Source organism: Bradyrhizobium sp. BWC-3-1, assembly GCF_032917965.1.
Taxonomy (GTDB): domain Bacteria; phylum Pseudomonadota; class Alphaproteobacteria; order Rhizobiales; family Xanthobacteraceae; genus Bradyrhizobium; species Bradyrhizobium canariense_D.
On the sequence record NZ_CP136625.1, the window covers coordinates 6063066 to 6081644 of the forward strand.

Sequence of the window (18579 nt, forward strand, 5' to 3'; positions counted from 1 at the left end):
TGCCGCATCATTCACCCAGGGAGGTTGCAATGCTGGTCGGAGACATTCTGCGCAAGAAGACACCGCGCGTTGTCACGGTGCGAATGAACGAAACGGTGGGTATCGCCGCCAAGCTGATGCGCGCCAACAATATCAGCGCACTTGTGGTGAAGGACGTGGTCCGCTCCGAGGGTAACACCGCGGTCGGCATGTTCACCGAGCGCGACGTCGTGCGCGCCGTCGCCGAGCACGGCGCCAATGCCGTCAACGTCAAGGTTTCGCAGCTCGTCTCGGTGCAGCAGCTCGTATCCTGCACCTCAAACGACACGATCGAGCACGTCCGCCATCTGATGAACCGGAATCACATCCGGCACCTGCCTGTCATCGACGATTACAGCCTCGTCTCGGTCATCAGCATGCGTGACATCGCCTCCTTCGTGGACGAAGCGATCAACGGCACGCCGCAAGCAGCTTAAAGCGTCTCACTTCCCCTGCGACTACCGTCCCCGGCTCGGACCTTCCGAGCCGGACCGGATCTTTCGTCCCGAAATCCAGCTTCCGCTGCTTCGCGAGGATTCCATGAAGATCTGCATCTACGGCGCCGGCGCAATCGGCGGATATCTCGGGGTTCAGCTCGCGCGCGCGGGCGCCGACGTCAGCCTGGTCGCACGCGGCGCGCACCTTGCCGCGATGCGCGAGCGCGGCCTGACGCTGCTCGCGGGCGAGGAGAAGCACACCGTGCATCCGCGCTGCACCGACGATCCCGCCGAGCTCGGTGTGCAGGACTACATCATCATCACGCTGAAGGCGCACTCGATCACCGGCGTGATCGGGACAATGCAGCCGCTGCTCGGACCCCACACCCGCATCGTCACCGCCGTCAACGGCATCCCCTATTGGTACTTCTACAAGCACGGCGGCCAATACGAGAATTCGACGCTGGAGAGCATCGACCCCGGCGGACGGCAGTGGCGCGAAATCGGCCCCGAGCGCGCCATCGGCTGCATCGTCTATCCCGCCACCGAGATCGAGGCGCCCGGCGTGATCCGTCACGTCTACGGCAACAACTTTCCGCTCGGCGAGCCCTCCGGCGAGATCACCCCGGACGTGCAACGCCTCGCCGATCTCTTCGTCGCAGCCGGGCTGAAGGCGCCGGTGCTCGACCGCATCCGCGACGAGATCTGGCTCAAGCTTTGGGGCAATGTCTGCTTCAACCCGATCAGCGCACTCACCCATGCAACGCTCGACGTGATCTGCACCGATCCGGCCACCCGCGCGCTGTCGCGCGCGATCATGATGGAGACGCAAGGGATCGCCGAAACGTTCGGCGTCAAATTCCGCGTCGACGTCGAGCGCCGCATCGAAGGTGCGCGCAAGGTCGGCGCGCACAAGACCTCGATGCTCCAGGATCTCGAGCGCGGCCGCCCGATGGAGATCGACCCGCTCGTCACCGTCGTGCAGGAGATGGGTCGCCTCACCGGCGTCGCCACCCCCGCGCTCGATTCAGTGCTGGCGATGGTGACCCAGCGCGCCCGCATTGCCGGTCTCTACGACGGCATCTCGACCCCATCAGATCCGCGCGCACTGGCGGTGGCGTGATGGCTGGCGAGATCAAACAATGGCTCCGCTTCCGGAATAGCGGTGCGACCGGCTTCGGCACGCTAACGTCGTCGGGTATCAGCGTCCATGAGGGCGAGATGTTTGGCCGCCATGCAGCCACCGGCAAGACGCTGGCGCTGTCGGAGGTCGAACTGCTCGCGCCCTGCGTGCCCAGCAAGATCGTCGCGCTCTGGAACAATTTTCATGCACTCGCGGCCAGGCTCAACCAGCCCGAGCCACCGGAGCCGCTCTACCTCCTGAAGGCCACCACCAGCATTACGACGCCAGGCGCGGTGATCCGCCGTCCCTCTTATTACGACGGCAAGACCACGTATGAAGGCGAGCTCGGCATCGTCATCGGCAAGACCTGTGCCCGGGTGTCACCGGCGGAAGCGGACAGCTTCATCTTCGGCTACACCTGCGTCAACGACATCACCGCCAACGACATCCTGACCAGCGACCCGACCTTCCCGCAATGGGCACGGGCCAAAGGCATCGACGATTACGGCCCGTTCGGCCCCGTCATCGCGACCGGTCTCGATCCGGTCAGGCTGGTGGTCCGCACCATCCTCAACGGTGCGGAGCGACAGAACTATCCGATATCGGACATGATCTTCACCGCGCAGGAGCTGGTCAGCAGGATCTCCCACGACATGACCCTGCTCCCCGGCGACCTCATTGCCGTCGGCACCTCGGTCGGCGTCGGCGTGATGAAAGAGCCGGTGAACATTGTGACCGTCGCGATCGACGGCATCGGCGAGCTGACCAACGAGTTTCGTCTGTAGCTTCTCTCTCCGTCATGGCCGGGCTTGTCCCGGCCATCCACGTTCTGTTGGCGCGGAGGCGCGTGGATGCCTGGGACAAGCCCGGGCATGACCAGCGCGCTGAACGTCTGCCCCCAACACGGGAAACGCGCCTCTCCCCCTCCACCGATCGGCTGACGCATTCAGCCGTGGATCGTGAGGCCGGACCTATCCAGCAAGCTCCCGCCGCCCTTGATCTCGGTTCCGCTCTCCAATAGCAATTATGGCGATAATGTGCCGGCGTGAGGAAGTCACGATGTGGCTGTTTTTCCTGGTTGCCTGGTTTGTTCTGCTCACTGCCATCGCGATCTTCGCCCAGCAGGCGCTCGGTTACGATGTCGGCCACCTGCCTGCCTGGTTCGGAGGCCTGCCCGTCCCGCAGCGTGTTGCGACCGGCGCGATCCTGGCCTTGGCGTTGGCACTGATCGGCGCCTCCGCCTGGCGGCTCTCGCGCCAGGACCGGCGCCTCGACACATTGCGCGACCGCCTCAAGAAGACCCGCGAGGACGTGGTCGTCGCCCACGCCCTGCAGAACCACCTCGACGCCACCGTCCAGCACCTGATCGAGAGCGATCCCCGGGAGGCCGTTTCCGCCCTGCACGACAAGCTGGGCGAGACCGAGCAGCGCGCCCTGCTGCAGCGGGGCCGCAACGAATCCACCGACATGCACGACCAGCTCGCCGAAATCCGCCGCCGCCAGCAGGAATTGCGCGATATGGTCGGCAAGATCGCCGAGCAGCGCCGCGCGGTCGAGCCGGTTTTCACTGAGATCCGCGACCGCCAGAACCAGCTCGAACGCTCGCTGCACGACCTCGAGACCGACGACCGCAAGAACAACCTCGCCGACCGGCTCAAGGACATCGCGGGCGACGTATCGACGCTGCTGTCCCGGGTCGGCGCGGTCCAGGACACCTTTGCGACCCTGAACCAGTACAAGGACGATCTAGCGAAGTCCCACGCTGAGCTGGTGCCGCTGCGCGCGTCGGACGCTGGCCTCAATGCGTTGATCGGCGAGCTGAGCCTCAGCCATGAGCGCCTCGCCAAGAGCGTCGACGAGCTCGAAACCGGCGGCGAAGCACCGCTCGGCGCCCGCGTCGAGACGCTGTCGAAGAACAAGATCGAGATCGAGCAGCGCCTGGCCCGCATCGACGACAGCTTCCACATCCTGAAAGGCATCGGGCTCGACTTCGAAGAGCTCGGCGAGCGCCGGGCCCAGCTCGAACGCTCGCTCGCCCGTGTCGAGATCGACGCCGAGGGCAAGACGCTTGCCGACCGCCAGAATGCGTTGAACGATTTTGTTCTCCAGTCGCGCCAGCGCCTCGGTGCGTTACAGGAAACGCTGGCGACGCTGAACGCCTTCAAGACAGAGCTGTCGAAGTCGCAGGCTGACCTCGTCCCGCTGAAGGCGCCCGTGTTCGGAATCGAGGCCATGATCGCGGACGTCGGCACGACGCACGACCTCCTCGCCAAAACCGTCGGCGAGATCGAGGCAAACGGCGACGTCACCCTCGCCTCGCGCGTCGACGCGCTGACCAAGAGCAAACGCGAGGTCGAAGACCGCCTCGCCCGCATCTTCGACAGTTTCAACGCGCTCGACGGTTTGCGAAAAGACATCGGCGGCATCTTCTCGACGATCAGGAACAGCCTGAACCGGATCGGGTGAGGCCGAGTCGCGTAGGCTGGGCAGAGCGCGCCGAAACATTCAGACACATCACATCTCCGCGCGGCCGGCAGATGCCGCCAACATGTCGCGCCGATGCCGCACTGTGGACGCATTCGGCCGCCCTTCTGTGAGGCGTGTCTGGGGGCACGGCGGTGCCGTGTTTGGACCAAACCTTCTAGGGGTATGACTGTGAAGAAGATTGTATTTGTCGTGGGTGCTACGCTTGCTCTGGTAACGGTCGCGAATGCCGCGGATCTGCCGCGCCGGCAGCCCGTTCCCGTCTATTCGGAGCAGGCGCCGATCGGCAAGATGCCGATTGGCAAGAGCCCGGTTGGAAAGGCCCCGATCGGCAAGGCGCCCGGCCCCGTCGCAGCGCGCTACTGACGCGTTAGCGAAATACCCGCAGAAGCAAGCGTAGACTCTGCGTGAGTGGCCGACAGTCGAGGGGCACAGCGTGACGAACAAACCTGATCGATCGGGACCCTGCATCCTTGCGGGATTCGCGCTCGCGGCCATGCTCGCGTGTACGACACCTTCGGCCTCGGCCCACGAAGCGAACAAGCGCGTTGCTGACGCAAACGCGCTTGCCACGACCGACACCGTATCACGGCCGGCGCCATCGACCCGGCGCCCGGTCGCGCGCGCGGAACAAGGTCCGTACTACGTCGATTTCCGCGCCCGCACGGCGGCGAGCTGGGGCCACGCCTTCGTCTGGTACGGCAAGACCAGCGAGCGCGCCGTCGAAGTGGCAGGGCTCACGCCCGCCGGCGACACCTGGGCCTATGTGCTTGGTCACCTCACCTGGGTGCCGGCGGAGACCGGCGCGAGCTACGGCGATCTCGACCCGGAGTATCTGACCGCGAACTACCGCGTATATCTGAACGAAGCCGACGCCAAGCGCGTGTTTGCCTATATCAAGAAATTGCAGGCGAGCTCGCCGGTCTGGAACGCCGAGACCACCAATTGCACCGGCTTCATCGGCGACATCGCCGAGTACATGGGATTGAAGGTCCCCTACCGCTGGCAGCGCCCCGAAAACTTCGTCAACAGCCTCAAGGAAATGAACGGCGGCCGCCAGATGGTGCGGCTGTCGACGGAATAGCCCGGCAGGGTTCGCCCGTCGGGCAAAACAGCCGCACAAATTTCGCGCGCCGCCTGTCAATCCCCGTCTGCCAAAATATTCCACTTTGCCGAAATTCGGATTTGGCGCACCTACGACACACCCTGACCCGGGACAAGGGGCGGATCGCGATCGTCACGGACCGCGGGTGGGGCAGCGATGGACGCGACGGCGTCGGGCGCGGCGAGCCTTGCAGGGCGGGAAACCGTGAGCACAGGCTTTCGCGCCTACGACACGGCGCCGACAGCGTCTTCGCATGGCTTCGGGTGCGAGCACACGCCAGCTCCCGAAGACCCAGCGAGGACGTGCGCGGACGGCGAAGTCGTGTGGTCCTGACGCCCGGGGTCTGTGCGTCAAGTCCTGTGGTGATGCGTGCTGCCCGACCGGGCGCTTGCATCAGCCATCTGCGGGGCGACGGGGGCAATAGTGCATCGCTCCCCGGGGAGAGCACGAAGTAAGCCGTAAACCACCGCGCAGGGAAGGCCGGGCGATTGGCTGACCTGTGGTCCACCCCGTGTGCATTCTTCTGGCGCACGGACTTGCGGGTGCCAGCCGGCGCCCGGCCTTCCCTGCGCCCTTGTCACGACGAGGGCGATGCGATCAGGCAAAGCTCGGGCGAAATGCGCCGCGAGGATGCGAAGATGCGTCTGCTGTTTGCAAGTCGGATCGAGATTGATCGGAAGATTGTGCGTCCGTGCCCCGGACGCAGCGCAGCATCCCCCGGCAGAGCGAAGCATCGTCCGGTTCGACGGTGCGCTGCAGAGCCGGCGCCCATCTTTCAGAGCGCTCGCTGGGCATGGGTCGCGGCTCTGCGCGGCAACGCGAAGAGGCGTTGCAGCGCGTCCGGGACACGAGCCCGCGTCAATTATCCGCCTCACGGAATCCCCCCACTCCCCGCATGATCGCCCCGCCTCCACCGCACGCCCTCGCAATAGACTTTTCCCGACCCGGGCGGCATCCTGCCGGCATCGACCGATAAAAGAGCGCCACGCAAGCGGGGAAACAGATCATGCTGCAGACACGGTTCACCAAGCTCGTCGGAGTCGAGCACCCGATCGTCCAGGGCGGCATGCAGTGGGTCGGGCGCGCCGAGCTGGTCGCCGCCGTCGCCAATGCCGGCGCGCTCGGCTTCATCACGGCGCTGACCCAGCCGACACCGGAGGACCTCAGGAAGGAGATCGCCCGCTGCCGCGATCTCACCGACAAGCCGTTTGGCGTCAACCTCACCATCCTGCCCGCAATCAAGCCGCCGCCTTATGCCGAATATCGCGCCGCCATCATCGAGAGCGGCATCAAGGTGGTCGAAACCGCCGGCAACAAGCCGCAGGAGCATGTCGACGAGTTCAAGAAGCACGGCGTCAAGGTCGTGCACAAATGCACTAGCGTCCGTCACGGGCTCTCGGCCGAGCGCATGGGCGTCGACGCCATCTCGATCGACGGGTTCGAATGCGCCGGCCATCCCGGCGAGGACGACACCCCCGGCCTGATCCTAATCCCGGCCGCCGCCAACAAGATCAAGATCCCGATGATCGCCTCCGGCGGCTTTGCCGACGCCCGCGGCCTCGTCGCCGCACTGGCGCTCGGCGCCGAAGGCATCAACATGGGCACCCGCTTCATGGCGACCAAAGAGAGCCCCATTCATCAGCTCATCAAGGAGAAGATCGTGGCCAATGACGAGCGCGAAACCGAGCTGATCTTCCGCACCATGCGCAACACCTCCCGCGTCGCCAGGAACGAGATCTCGACCAAGGTCGTAGCGATGGAGAAGGAAGGCGCCAAGTTCGAGGACATCCGCGAACTCGTCGCGGGCGCCCGCGGCAAGATGGTCTACGCGACCGGCAACTCGGACGAAGGCATCTGGTCGGCGGGCCAGGTCCAGGGCCTGATCCAGGACATCCCGACCTGCGCGGAACTGATCTCCCGCATCGTGCGCGAAGCGGAGGCCATCATCCGCAGCCGGCTCGAAGGCATGATCGTTCATCCGACAGCGCAGGCTGCTGAATAATCACTGCAAGAAGCGAGAGCAATTCATGAAGGCTTATGTCTACGGCCCTGGTGGCGCTACGATTTCCGACGTCGCTCAACCAAAGCCTGAAGGCACGCAGGTGCTGGTCCGGGTCCGCGCCTGTGGCCTCAATCGCGCCGACACCGGCATGCGCAAGGGCCACGCCCATGGCGCGGCCGGCGGCGCCGGCACCGTGCTCGGCATGGAATGGGCCGGCGAGGTCGCCGCGCTCGGACCGGATGCCAAGGGCCTCAAGGTCGGCGACCGCATCATGGGCTCGGGCGGCGCGGCGTTTGCCGAATACACGCTGGCCGATCACGGCCGGCTTTTCCACGCGCCCTCGAACATGAACTTCGAGGAAGCCGCCACCCTGCCCGTCGCACTCGCGACCATGCACAACGCCGTCGTCACCATCGGCGGCGTGCAGCCCGGGCAAGCCGTGCTGATCCAGGGCGCAAGCTCCGGCGTCGGCCTGATGGCGATGCAGATTGCGAAGCTCAAGGGCGCCAGGCTCGTGATCGGCTCCTCGACCGATGCTTATCGCCGCAGCCGGCTGAAGGAGTATGGCGCCGATCTTGCGGTCGACTCCTCTGACCCCTCATGGGTCGACGAGGTGCTGAAGGCGACGAACGGCGAAGGTGTCGACCTCATCGTCGACCAGGTCTCGGGCAAGGTCGCGAACCAGAACCTCGCGGCGACCAAGGTCAAGGGTTGCATCGTCAATGTCGGCCGGCTCGGCGGCACCCATGGCGATTTCAACTTCGACCTGCACGCGGCCCGCCGCATCGATTATGTCGGCGTCACCTTCCGCACCCGCACCGTCGCGGAGGTCCGTGAGATTTTTGAGGAGGTCCGCAAGGACATCTGGGGCGCCGTCGAGTCGCGAAAGCTGCAGCTGCCGATCGACAAGGTGTTTGCCTTCGACGACATCGACAAGGCCTTCGAGCACATGGAGGCCAACAAGCACCTGGGGAAGATCGTCGTGACGGTGTAGTGGCCGCGACGACCAGAGAGAGCGGCAGCGCACCAGTCTCTCCACTCGTCATGGCCGGGCTTGTCCCGGCCGTCCACGTCTTTGTCGCTCCGAAGAACGTGGATGCCCGGGACAAGTCCGGGCACGACGGAGTTCACCCGCTCCTGCAACTCACTAGCGTCTACGCCTGTGGATCGTCGCTTGATGTTCACCCGCGGCCTGCTAAATCCCCGCCATGAGCTCCCAACACAACAAGACCTCAGTCGCAGCGATCTCGATATTCGCCAGCGGCGGCATGGCGGCGGCCAAGTTCGCGGTCGGGATCGCGATCGGCTCGCTGGCGCTAATCTCCGAGGCGCTGCATTCGTCGATCGACCTGGTCGCCACCATCATCACCTGGGCGGTGGTGCGGGTGTCCGACAAGCCGGCGGACGAAGAGCATCATTACGGCCACGGCAAGCTCGAAAGTGTCTCGGCACTGGGCGTCACCGCCCTGCTCTACGTGCTCGCCGGTGGAATCCTGGTCCAGTCCTACAGCCATCTCCGAGAGGGAGTTGCGCCGCCGACGATCTCCGCCGTCCCTTTCGTCGTGCTGGTGATCGACATCGCCGTCAATTTCTGGCGCGCCCGTGCCCTGCACCGTGCCGCACGGGAGACCAGGAGCCAGGCGCTCGCCGCCGATGCGCTGCATTTCGCCTCCGACGTGATGGGCTCGTTCGCCGTGATCGTGGGCCTGATCCTCGCCGGCCTCGGCTTCTGGTGGGGCGACGCGGCTGCCGCCGCCGCAGTGGCCGTGATGATCGCCCTGCTCGGCCTGCGCATGGCCGGCTCGACCGTGCAGACGCTGGTGGACCGCGCTCCGGAAGGCGCCCATGAGACGGCCACGGCCGCGATCCGCAGCGTGCCGGGCGTGATCGACATCGAGCGGCTCCGCGTGCGCATGGTCGGTGCCACCACGTTTATCGACACGATCGCAAAGGTGCCGCGGACCTACCCCATCGACCGGGTCGAGGACATCAAGCGCAACGCGCAAGCAGCCGTCGAGACGGCCTTCGGCGATACCGACCTCACCTTCACCGCAGTCCCCGTGGCGCGCGACAACGAGACCGTGCGCGACCGCATCATGGTCATCGCCCACAATTCGGGCCTCGCCATCCACCACGTCACCGTGCACGATCTCGGCGCCAAGCTGATCGTCAGCATCGACCTCGAGGTCGACGGGGGGATGCAGCTCTACGCCGCCCATGACGTCGCCAACACGCTGGAACGCAACATCCAGGAAGAGTTCGGCGCAGATGTCGAGGTCGACGTCCACATCGAGCCGCTGGAACCGGAACTGCCGTTCGGGGTCGATGCCGAACCGGAACGGGTGCGGGCCATCGCCGCAGCCTTGACGGAATATGCCGCCAGCGGCGAGATCCACGACATCCATAATGTTCGCGTCCGCAACACCGACGCCGGCGAGATCGTGAATTTCCACTGCCGCGCCGAGCCGTCGATGAGCGTGATCAAGGTGCACGAGCATGTCGATGCGATCGAGCGCGCGTTGCGGCGCGCGTTCCCGAGCGTGAAGCGCGTCATCAGTCACGCCGAACCGCCGCGCGCGTGACAGAGAATGTGCGAGGAGTCACACGTTCTCGTTTCGGACTCGCCGCGCACGTAAGTTTGCGGACGCACGACGCACAAACTGCGCGTTGGATAAGAATAAATTCGCGTTAACGATTCGTTGACTCTCGACAGCCCGCGAAATCTGGATTCAAATCGACCATGATTCGGAAGCGATGTGGGGCTGCTTCCGAAGTCCAGTTGCAAGCAGGTTTCCAGGGGGCTTTAGGCATGTCGCGTGCAGACGCCGCGAACGCGTGCGTCCAATCCGATTCGATCAAAGGATTGGCGCAATCGATCGCGAAACCTGCCTATCATCGGCTCCTGATAGCGGAGCCTGCGCTGCGCCGCGCCGTGCCGACGCTCATCATCGCATTCCTGATCACGATCTGCCTCGGCGCGTTCGTGCAGGTCGTCGACCAGACGCGCCAGAAGCGGCTGGTGATCCGCCACGACATCTCGGCGCTCGCCGACCTGCTCGCCGAGCGTATCGACCGCCTCACCTCCGGGCGACAGGAGCGGCTGAAGAACATCGAGAGCCTCCCGGCGTTGCTGCCCGACCTCATTCCAACCTGGGGCACCGCCTCGGGCCGCCACGTCATCGTCACCTCGGCTGGAATCGACCGCCGCATCCTCGCTCGCATCCCGATCGACAGCGATCCCTCGGGCAACGACCGCCTGCTCGACGCAATCACGACGGCGCAACTGCTGGCGGCACCGCCGCGCGACGACAACATCTCCGACATGACGCTGCCGAACGGCAACGCCGCAATGGCGACCGCGCGGCAGATCAAATCGTTGCCCGGCTTCGTGACCGTGATCCAGGAGCGCAACGAGCCGATCTGGGGCTCGGACGCCGCGCTATCGGTGACGCTGTCGGCCACCACCGGCTTCGTGGTCCTGATCCTCGGCTTCGCCTTCCACTGGCAGTCCACCCGTGCCCGCGAGGGCGACCTGATCAACGACGCCGTGCGCGGCCGGATCGACACCGCGCTCAACCGCGGCCGCTGCGGGCTGTGGGACTGGGACCTGTCGCGCGGCCGCATCTTCTGGTCGCAGTCAATGTTTTCAATGCTCGGCCTCGACGGCCGCAACGAGCTCCTCACCTTCGGCGAGGTCAACGCGCTGGTGAAGTCCGACGACATCGACCTGTTCGAGATCGCCGACCAGCTCATCTCCGAGAAGATCGACCACATCGACCAGACCTTCCGCATGCAGCATGTCGACGGCCACTGGATCTGGCTCCGCGTCCGCTGCGAGAAGACCAGCGGCGCGACCGATTCCAGCGTTCACCTGATCGGGATCGCGGTCGACATCACCGAGCAGAAGAGCCTCGCCGAGCGGACCGTGGAAGCCGATTTGCGCCTGCGCGACGCGATCGAGACCATTCCCGAAGCCTTCGTCCTGTGGGACGCCAGCGACCGCTTGGTGCTCTGCAATTCGCACTTCCAGCGCCTGCACAAGCTGCCCGACAGCGCCGTCATCCCCGGCACCTCCTACGAGACCGTGCTGGAGGTCGGCCGCATGCCGGAGGTTCGCACCCGGCACAACGAGACTGCGAGCCAGGGCCCCGGTGCGCGGACCTTCGAGGCGCAGCTCGACGACGGCAGCTGGCTGCACATCAGCGAGCGCCGCACCAAGGACGGCGGCTACGTCTCGGTCGGCACCGACATCACCCGCATCAAGGAGCACGAGCAGAAGCTGGTCGACAACGATCTACGCCTGCGCGCCACCGTCATCGACCTTAAGCGCTCGCAGGCAGCCCTGGAGCGCCAGGCGGGCGAACTCGCCGATCTCGCCGAGAAATACCAGCGCGAGAAGACCCGCGCCGAGGAAGCCAACCAGACCAAGTCGAAATTCCTCGCCAATATGAGCCACGAGCTGCGCACGCCGCTGAACGCGATCATCGGCTTTTCCGAAATCATGGGCTCGGGCATGTTCGGCGAGCTCGGCTCGGAGAAGTACCAGGAATACTGCCACGACATCCTGACCAGCGGGCATTACCTGCTCGAAGTCATCAACGACATCCTCGACATGTCCAAGATCGAGGCCGGCCGCATGAAGCTCGACATGGAAGAGCTCGACCTGGCGCAGACGCTGGCGGAATCCCTGCGGGTCGTCACCGGCCGCGCGCAGGACAAGCACCTGACGCTCGACGCCGACATCGCAAAGTCCATCTCCGTCGTCGCCGACCGTCGCGCCACCAAGCAGATCATCGTCAATTTGCTCTCCAACGCCGTGAAGTTCACGCCCGACGGCGGACGCATCGTGGTGCGCAGCCGGCAGCTCGACGACAGGATCGTGCTGATGATCGCCGACACCGGCATCGGCATCGCGCCGCATTCGCTGGCGCGGCTCGGCCGCCCCTTCGAGCAAGTCGAGAGCCAGCTCACCAAGACCTATCACGGCTCGGGACTGGGGTTGGCGATCGCCCGCTCGCTGGCGCAGCTTCATGGCGGCTCGATGCGGCTGCGCTCCAAACTCGAGGTCGGCACCGTCGTGCGCGTCACCCTGCCCCGCAACGCGATCAAGTCGGCGTCCGGAATATCGGCCGCGGCCTGAATTCTACGATTGCAGCGACGGCGCGACTTCTCGCGCGACATTGACCAGCGCCGCGATCAGCGGCGTCATCGGATCACGCTGCGGGATCACCATGCCGATGCTGTAATTGACATCGGGATCGATGATCGGGATCGAGCGCACCGTATCGGACAGGCCGAGCGTCTCGGCGAGCTTGGCCGGCATCACGCTGGCCCAGCGCCCCGTCTTCACATGCGTGAACAGCACCAGCAGCGAATTCGAGGTCAAGGTCGGCGTCGCCTCGGCGCCGACCGAACGTAACGCGCGGTCGATGATGCGGCGGTTCTGCATGTCGGGCGTCAGCAGGCACAGCGGCACCTGTCCGACCTCCCGCCACGTCACCGTCTCGCGATCACCGAACATTCCATCCGGCGCGGTGAGCAGACGATAGCTCTCGCTGTAGAGCGGAATGGTGCGCACCTTGCCGATCGGCTCGTTCTCGATATAGGTCAGGCCTGCATCCACCTCGAGATTCTCGAGCAACCCCAGCACCTCGGATGAGGTGGTGGACTGGATGCGGAAACGCACCTCGGGATGCCTGGCGCGGAACGGCGTCGTCAGCGCAGCGACCATACCGAGCACGGTCGGGATTGCCGCAATTCGGATCTCGCCGGAGAGCTGATGCTTCAGCCCGTTGATCTCGTCACGCATCGCGCGGGCATCGCCCACGATCCGCCGCGCCCAATCCAGCGCCCGCTCGCCTTCCGGCGTAAAACCCTGGAAGCGGGAGCCGCGCTGGACCAACATCACGCCGAGGATCTCCTCGAGCTGCTTCAGCCCGGTCGACATCGTCGGTTGCGTCACGCCGCACATTTCGGCGGCCCGGCCGAAATGCCGTTCCTTCGCCAGCGCCAGCAATAGTTCAAGCTTGTCGAGCAACCGTTCGTTCCCTCGGATCGTATGGTGGCATGCAAGCTAGCATGCCCTACCCCTTGCGACACGCAAAAACCGCCACGAATGCCTAGCGCTGCATCCAGCGCGTCGCCGCGACGCCCGCGGCGCGGGCTTGGAGCCGAACGTGCGGGAGGCGCTCACCTCGCTGAAGCCGACGACGACGTCCCTTCCAGCAGCGCCCTGAAGACACGGCGCACCTCGCTCTGCGTCTCCTTCACGCGCGCCTCCAGCGAGGAGAAATGCGGCGCATCGCCGGCGCGTGCCATCACGCGCAGGAGGTCGGTGCCGGCGGTCTCCGGCTTGAACCGGTCGTTGACGCAGAGCCGCAGGATCTGCGTCAGATCGTGATACAGCCGCGTCGCGGCCCGCAATATCTCGGTCTCCGATTGCGCGAGCACGCCGAGCCTGCATGCATTGTCCAGCACCTGCATGCTGGCGACGTCGAGAATCTCCGGCGTCTCGTGCGCATGCACAAGCTGGAGATATTGCGCGATGAAATCGATGTCGACCACGCCGCCGGCGGCATATTTGAGATCCCAGCAATCGGCCTCGCCCTTCTCCTGGGCGATCGCACGCCGCATGTCGGCGACGTCGTTGGCGGTGATTGCGGGATCGCGGCGACGGGTCAGGACATCGCGGATGACGCGCTCGATCCGCTCCCGGAATTCGGGCGAAGCGGACACGACCCGCGCGCGGGTCAGCGCCATGTGCTCCCAGGTCCAGGCCTCGTTGGCCTGGTAGTCCGCGAACGAGACGAGGCTCGAGGCGACAGGGCCGGCGCGCCCCGAGGGGCGCAGCCGCATGTCGATCTCGTAAAGCACCCCGTAATTGGTGCGCGTCGTGAACGCGCTGATCAGGCGCTGGGTGAAGCGGGCGAAGTAATGTGCACCTTGCAGTGACTTCGCACCGTCGGAGTCCGGACTGTCGCTGTCGAAATCGTAAAGCAGGATCAGGTCGAGATCGGACGACGCGGTCATCTCGCGACTGCCGAGCCGGCCCATTGCGATGATTGCGCTCTCCTGCCCCTTGATCCGGCCATGCTGGGCGGCGAAGCGGTCGGCGACGAGACCATGCACGGTATGGACGATGCCCTCGGCGACGTCGGCAAAGGCCGTGCTCGCCTGCTGCGCCGAGACCGTGCCGGAGAGAATGCGCGTGCCGATCAGGAACAGGCTCTCCTGCCCGAAAAGACGCAGGCGGTCGAGGAACTCTTCGTAAGAGCCGGCATCCTGCACGGTGGTTGCAAGCCGCCCCGACAATTCCTGCCTGTCGGGCATGGCGCCGAAGAAGCGCGGATCGATCAGGCCGTCCATGAGCTGCGGCTGCCGCGCCAGCATCTCGCCGAGCCGGGGCGCCGCGCCCAGCACCAGAGCCACGAGCGCGACGAGATCGCGGTTCTGGCCGAGCAGCGTGATCAGCCGGCCGCCGCGCTGAAGCGCCCCAAGGAAATGGTCGAACGCCACGACGGCCCGATCCGGCTCCTCGGCATGAGCGAGACCGTCGATGAGAGCCGGCACGAATTCGACGAAAGCGTTTCGCGTCGCCTCGATGCGGAAGACGCGGTACTCGCCGGTGATCCAGTCACGCACGGTCTGCGCGACGGCGGCAGGCTTCTTGAAGCCGAGCGTGGCCAGATACTGAAGCAGCCGCGGATCGTCGGGACCTGCACCGTAGTCGAGCGCCGGCAGCTTGGCCGTGCCGGTCGGATCGTCGCCCTCGAACAGTTTTTCGTAGTGGCCCTGGACGATCTCGAGCTGGCGCAAGAGGTCGCGGGCAAAGGCCTCGCGATCCGGATAGCCGAAGAACCAGGCGAAACGCTCGACCGCCTCCTTGTCCTCGGGCAGCGTGTGGGTCTGCTCGTCGGCAATCATCTGGAGGCGATGCTCGACCCGGCGCAGGAATTGGTACGCCGTGGTCAGCTCGTCACGCGCCGCAATCGTGATCCAATTGCTGGAAGCAAGCACGCCGAGTGCGGCGAGCGTCGGCCGCACGCGCAGTTCAGGATGTCGTCCCCCGGCGATCAATTGCTGGGTCTGGGCGAAGAACTCGATCTCGCGGATTCCGCCGCGCCCGACCTTCACGTTATGGCCTTCGACCGCGACCTCGCTCTGGCCGCGATAGGTCTGCATCTGCCGCTTCATGTCGTGAACGTCGGCAAGCGCGGCAAAGTCGAGATGCTTGCGCCAGACGAAGGGCGCGATCTCCGCGAGCAGCGCCTCGCCTGCCCTGGGATCGCCGGCGCAGGCGCGCGCCTTGATCATCGCGGCGCGCTCCCAGGTACGCCCTTCCCGCTCGTAATAGTTCAGCGCGGCGTCGCGCGAAATCGCCACCTGCGTCGAGGATGGATCGGGACGCAGGCGCAGATCGACGCGGAAGACGTAACCGTCATAGGTGCGCTGCTGGAGAATGCGTGCCATCCCCTGCGTCACCCTCACGAAGAAGGGCTGGGGTTCGATATCCGCGGCCAGCGTCGTATTGTCGGGATCGAAGAACACGATGAGATCGATGTCGCTGGAATAGTTCAGCTCGCCTGCGCCCATCTTGCCCATCGCAAGCACGATCAGCCCGCAGCCCTCCTCCGGCGCCTCGGGATTGGGCGGCGAGAGCTTGCCGCGTGCGGCTTCCTGCCGCAGCAGGTATTGAAGCGCCGCCCGCACCGAGGCCACCGCAACATCGGTGAGCGCTGCGGTCACCCGCATCACCGGCCAGACCCCGCCGATGTCGCACAGTGCGATCAGGAGCGCGGCCTCCGCCTTCATGCGGCGAAGCAGCCGCATCACCTCGGCTTCGTCGGATGCCGCGAGCACGGCGCCGTTCGCGTCCACGACCAGCGTGGCGAGATGCGCATCCGGATCGCATTCCAGCAGCCGGATCAGGCGCTGCGGATCAGCGCGCAGCAGCTCAAACAGATAAGGCGAGAATTCCGCGATGCCGGCCAGGACGTCGCGCGCGAAGCGGTGAGCCAGCAGCGTTTCAAGACGGGCGGATTGCGCGGGCTCGAGTTCGGCCAGCCAGCTTTCAAAACGTCCTTGGTCGGTGACGGAAGCGGCAATATGGGGAGCCTCCGCGAAGCGTGCGGCCAGGCTCTCACCATGCTTGTCCGCGTTTCCCGGCGCGGAATGGTTCATGCCACCTTCTGTGGCACATCCTGCATTGGCGGAGCAACCCTGTCGCCGGCCCCCGCGCGCGCCGGCAGCACAAGCGTGGCGACGAGACCGGGCTGGGCGTCACCCAACCTCAACTCACCGCCATGCAATGTCGCGACCGCGGAGGCGAGACTGAGGCCGAGGCCGGATCCAGGCAGCGTGCGGCTGGCTTCCAGCCGCACGAATCGTTCCACCACATGCTTGCGGTCGGCTTCGGGTATCCCGGGACCGCGATCGGTGACGCTGAGCAGCACTTGATCGCCCTCGCGCCTCGATTCGATCGTGATCTGCCTGCCCTCCATGCTGACCACGGTTCCCGCCGGCTGCGCGGCCGGCTTGCCGTATTTGATCGCATTCTCGACAAGATTGGCGAGCGCCTGGCTGATCAGTTCGCGGTTGGCGTGCACCGGCGTCGGATCGGCCTTGACCTTCAGCGTCATGCCGTCGTCTTCAGCCAGCGGCTCGTAGAGCTCGTGGATGCCGTTGGCGACATCGGCCGCGTCGAAATCATCCATGTTGCCGCGCGCCTGCCCGGACTCGGCGCGCGCGATCATCAGAAGCGCGTTGAAGGTACGGATCAGCCCGTCGGATTCCTCGATGGTCCGTTCCAGCGCGGCGCGGTAATCGGCCTCGCCGCCGGATTTCGCCAGCGCCTCCTCGGCGCGGTTGCGAAGTCGCGTCAGCGGCGTCTTGAGATCGTGGGCGATGTTGTCGGAGACCTCCTTCAGCCCCGCCATCAGCGCCTCGATCCGCTCCAGCATGGCGTTGAGATTTTCGGCGAGGCGGTCGAGCTCGTCGCCACTGCGCCCTACCGGCAGGCGTTCGCTGAGATCGCCGGTCATGATCCGATGGGCGGTGCCGCTCATCGCATCAATGCGCCTCAAAACCCTGCGCGCCACAAAGATGCCGCCGCCCAGGCCGAGCACAACGACGATCAGGATCGACCATTGCGCGGCCTTCGCCACGATGCCGAACAGCCGTCGCCGCTCGGCCAGATCGCGTCCGATCAGAAGCCGGAAGCCGTTTTCCAGTTCGGTGACGCGGACGAGCGCAAGGTGGTCGCGATCGTCGGTGTCCTCGATACGCCGGTAGGCGGTCTCGGACCAGCCGCGCTTCGCCATCACGCCGGGCGCCAGCGAGCCGACATTGCCGGCGATCGCCTGCCCGGTCGGCGTCGTCACGAGATAGAGGTTGGCACCCGGACGCAGCGCGCGGTACTCGATCGCGAGCACGAGAGCGCGCAAGCCGCGGCGGCCGTAGATCTCGCTGATCTCCGAGGTCTCGGCATTGACCGTCTGCGTGATCTCCTCGGTGATCAGCCGCCGCGTATTCCAGGCGAAATAGGCCAGCAGCGAGGCCGCGAACATCGCGAACAACAGCAAATAGACCAGCGTCAGCCGGAATGCCGTGGTGCGGACGAGTTTACCGAATGCCGTCACGGATCATGTATCCCGCGCCGCGGATCGTGTGCAGCAGCGGCCGCTCAAAACCCTTGTCGATCTTGGAGCGCAGCCGCGAAATGTGCACGTCGATGACGTTGGTCTGCGGATCGAAATGATAGTCCCAGACGTTCTCCAGCAGCATGGTGCGGGTCACCACCTGGCCCGCATGCTTCATGAGGTATTCGAGCAGGCGGAATTCGCGCGGCTGGAGCGTCAGCTCGTCCTTGCCGCGCGCGACGCGATGGGAGAGCCGGTCGAGCTCGAGATCGCCGACGCGGTACAGCGTGTCCTCGGCCGGACCGCCGCGGCGGCGCGACAGCACCTCGACCCGGGCCAACAGCTCGGCGAAGGAATAGGGTTTCGGCAGATAATCGTCGCCGCCAGCGCGCAGGCCCTTGATGCGGTCGTCGACCTGGCCGAGCGCGGAGAGAATCAGCACTGGCGTCGAATCGTCCTTGTCGCGGAGCGCGCCGATCACCGACAGGCCGTCGCGCTTGGGCAGCATGCGGTCGACCACCAGCACGTCGTAATCGCCGTTCTCGGCCATGGCAAGGCCTTCCTCGCCGTCGGCGGCGTGGTCGGCAATGTGCCCGACCTCACGAAAAGCCTTCACGAGGTAGTCGGCGGATTCGCGGTCGTCTTCGATGATGAGGAGGCGCATCGTGCGTTCGGCAACGGTCAAGGGAGTGAACCTTCTCTAAACATGGCGCGAGCGGCAATCGCATGCAAGCCGAGTGAGAGACTCTGGCATCGAGAAAAAGGCGGGCGGT

At 65.5% G+C, this 18579-nt stretch carries 14 protein-coding genes; 10 read left to right on the forward strand and 4 right to left on the reverse strand.

The window, feature by feature from the left end; all coding sequences use genetic code 11:
• The first annotated feature begins 29 nt into the window (after positions 1-29).
• The 10 genes from RX329_RS29425 to RX329_RS29470 all read left to right on the forward strand — a co-directional run bounded on the left by RX329_RS29425 (position 30) and on the right by RX329_RS29470 (position 12309).
• Positions 30-455 (forward strand): CBS domain-containing protein, encoded by a 426-nt coding sequence (locus RX329_RS29425; protein WP_018458573.1) that lies wholly within the window; start codon positions 30-32, stop codon positions 453-455.
• A gap of 103 nt (positions 456-558) precedes the next feature.
• Positions 559-1578: a 2-dehydropantoate 2-reductase gene (locus RX329_RS29430; protein ID WP_085362402.1), complete on the forward strand. Its 1020-nt coding sequence runs from the start codon at positions 559-561 to the stop codon at positions 1576-1578.
• Complete coding sequence (locus tag RX329_RS29435; protein ID WP_204510720.1) at positions 1578-2363, forward strand: fumarylacetoacetate hydrolase family protein; 786 nt, start codon at positions 1578-1580, stop codon at positions 2361-2363. The genes RX329_RS29430 and RX329_RS29435 overlap by 1 nt, the downstream gene beginning before the upstream one ends.
• A 274-nt stretch (positions 2364-2637) precedes the next feature.
• Positions 2638-4044, forward strand: a complete 1407-nt coding sequence (locus RX329_RS29440; RefSeq protein ID WP_085385855.1) for a hypothetical protein — start codon at positions 2638-2640, stop codon at positions 4042-4044.
• Positions 4045-4227: 183 nt separating this feature from the next.
• Positions 4228-4428 (forward strand): hypothetical protein, encoded by a 201-nt coding sequence (locus RX329_RS29445; RefSeq protein ID WP_007608336.1) that lies wholly within the window; start codon positions 4228-4230, stop codon positions 4426-4428.
• A gap of 70 nt (positions 4429-4498) precedes the next feature.
• The gene (locus RX329_RS29450; RefSeq protein WP_085362401.1) at positions 4499-5146 is read left to right on the forward strand and encodes a hypothetical protein; all 648 of its coding nucleotides are present in this window, start codon (positions 4499-4501) and stop codon (positions 5144-5146) included.
• 1027 nt (positions 5147-6173) lie between these two features.
• The gene (locus RX329_RS29455; RefSeq protein ID WP_018458568.1) at positions 6174-7169 is read left to right on the forward strand and encodes an NAD(P)H-dependent flavin oxidoreductase; all 996 of its coding nucleotides are present in this window, start codon (positions 6174-6176) and stop codon (positions 7167-7169) included.
• A gap of 25 nt (positions 7170-7194) precedes the next feature.
• The gene (locus tag RX329_RS29460) at positions 7195-8163 is read left to right on the forward strand and encodes a zinc-binding alcohol dehydrogenase family protein (RefSeq protein ID WP_085385857.1); all 969 of its coding nucleotides are present in this window, start codon (positions 7195-7197) and stop codon (positions 8161-8163) included.
• Between the two features lie 214 nt (positions 8164-8377).
• Entirely contained in the window at positions 8378-9751 is a 1374-nt protein-coding gene (locus RX329_RS29465) for a cation-efflux pump (RefSeq protein WP_085362399.1), read from the forward strand.
• A gap of 227 nt (positions 9752-9978) precedes the next feature.
• Positions 9979-12309, forward strand: coding sequence for a PAS domain-containing sensor histidine kinase (locus RX329_RS29470; RefSeq protein ID WP_018458565.1), 2331 nt, complete (start codon positions 9979-9981; stop codon positions 12307-12309).
• 3 nt (positions 12310-12312) lie between these two features.
• Here RX329_RS29470 and RX329_RS29475 read toward each other — a convergent pair whose 3' ends face one another.
• The 4 genes from RX329_RS29475 to RX329_RS29490 all read right to left on the reverse strand — a co-directional run bounded on the left by RX329_RS29475 (position 12313) and on the right by RX329_RS29490 (position 18470).
• Positions 12313-13206, reverse strand: coding sequence for a LysR family transcriptional regulator (locus RX329_RS29475; protein WP_018458564.1), 894 nt, complete (start codon positions 13204-13206; stop codon positions 12313-12315).
• Positions 13207-13358: 152 nt separating this feature from the next.
• A complete protein-coding gene (locus tag RX329_RS29480; RefSeq protein ID WP_317244740.1) occupies positions 13359-16349 on the reverse strand; it encodes a bifunctional [glutamine synthetase] adenylyltransferase/[glutamine synthetase]-adenylyl-L-tyrosine phosphorylase in 2991 nt (996 codons plus the stop codon).
• A complete protein-coding gene (locus RX329_RS29485) occupies positions 16346-17806 on the reverse strand; it encodes an ATP-binding protein (RefSeq protein ID WP_317244741.1) in 1461 nt (486 codons plus the stop codon). The genes RX329_RS29480 and RX329_RS29485 overlap by 4 nt, the downstream gene beginning before the upstream one ends.
• Complete coding sequence (locus RX329_RS29490) at positions 17790-18470, reverse strand: response regulator transcription factor (RefSeq protein ID WP_035969420.1); 681 nt, start codon at positions 18468-18470, stop codon at positions 17790-17792. The genes RX329_RS29485 and RX329_RS29490 overlap by 17 nt, the downstream gene beginning before the upstream one ends.
• Between the last annotated feature and the right edge of the window lie 109 nt (positions 18471-18579).

What these genes read in the sequence shown, in the direction of transcription:
- RX329_RS29460 (WP_085385857.1), top strand. Translation starts at nt 7,195, where the DNA reads ATGAAGGCTTATGTCTACGGCCCTGGTGGCGCTACGATTTCCGACGTC.
- RX329_RS29430 (WP_085362402.1), top strand. Translation starts at nt 559, where the DNA reads ATGAAGATCTGCATCTACGGCGCCGGCGCAATCGGCGGATATCTCGGG.
- RX329_RS29465 (WP_085362399.1), top strand. Translation starts at nt 8,378, where the DNA reads ATGAGCTCCCAACACAACAAGACCTCAGTCGCAGCGATCTCGATATTC.
- RX329_RS29470 (WP_018458565.1), top strand. Translation starts at nt 9,979, where the DNA reads ATGTCGCGTGCAGACGCCGCGAACGCGTGCGTCCAATCCGATTCGATC.
- RX329_RS29435 (WP_204510720.1), top strand. Translation starts at nt 1,578, where the DNA reads ATGGCTGGCGAGATCAAACAATGGCTCCGCTTCCGGAATAGCGGTGCG.
- RX329_RS29480 (WP_317244740.1), bottom strand. Translation starts at nt 16,349, where the DNA reads ATGAACCATTCCGCGCCGGGAAACGCGGACAAGCATGGTGAGAGCCTG.
- RX329_RS29490 (WP_035969420.1), bottom strand. Translation starts at nt 18,470, where the DNA reads ATGCGCCTCCTCATCATCGAAGACGACCGCGAATCCGCCGACTACCTC.
- RX329_RS29455 (WP_018458568.1), top strand. Translation starts at nt 6,174, where the DNA reads ATGCTGCAGACACGGTTCACCAAGCTCGTCGGAGTCGAGCACCCGATC.
- RX329_RS29445 (WP_007608336.1), top strand. Translation starts at nt 4,228, where the DNA reads ATGACTGTGAAGAAGATTGTATTTGTCGTGGGTGCTACGCTTGCTCTG.
- RX329_RS29440 (WP_085385855.1), top strand. Translation starts at nt 2,638, where the DNA reads ATGTGGCTGTTTTTCCTGGTTGCCTGGTTTGTTCTGCTCACTGCCATC.
- RX329_RS29425 (WP_018458573.1), top strand. Translation starts at nt 30, where the DNA reads ATGCTGGTCGGAGACATTCTGCGCAAGAAGACACCGCGCGTTGTCACG.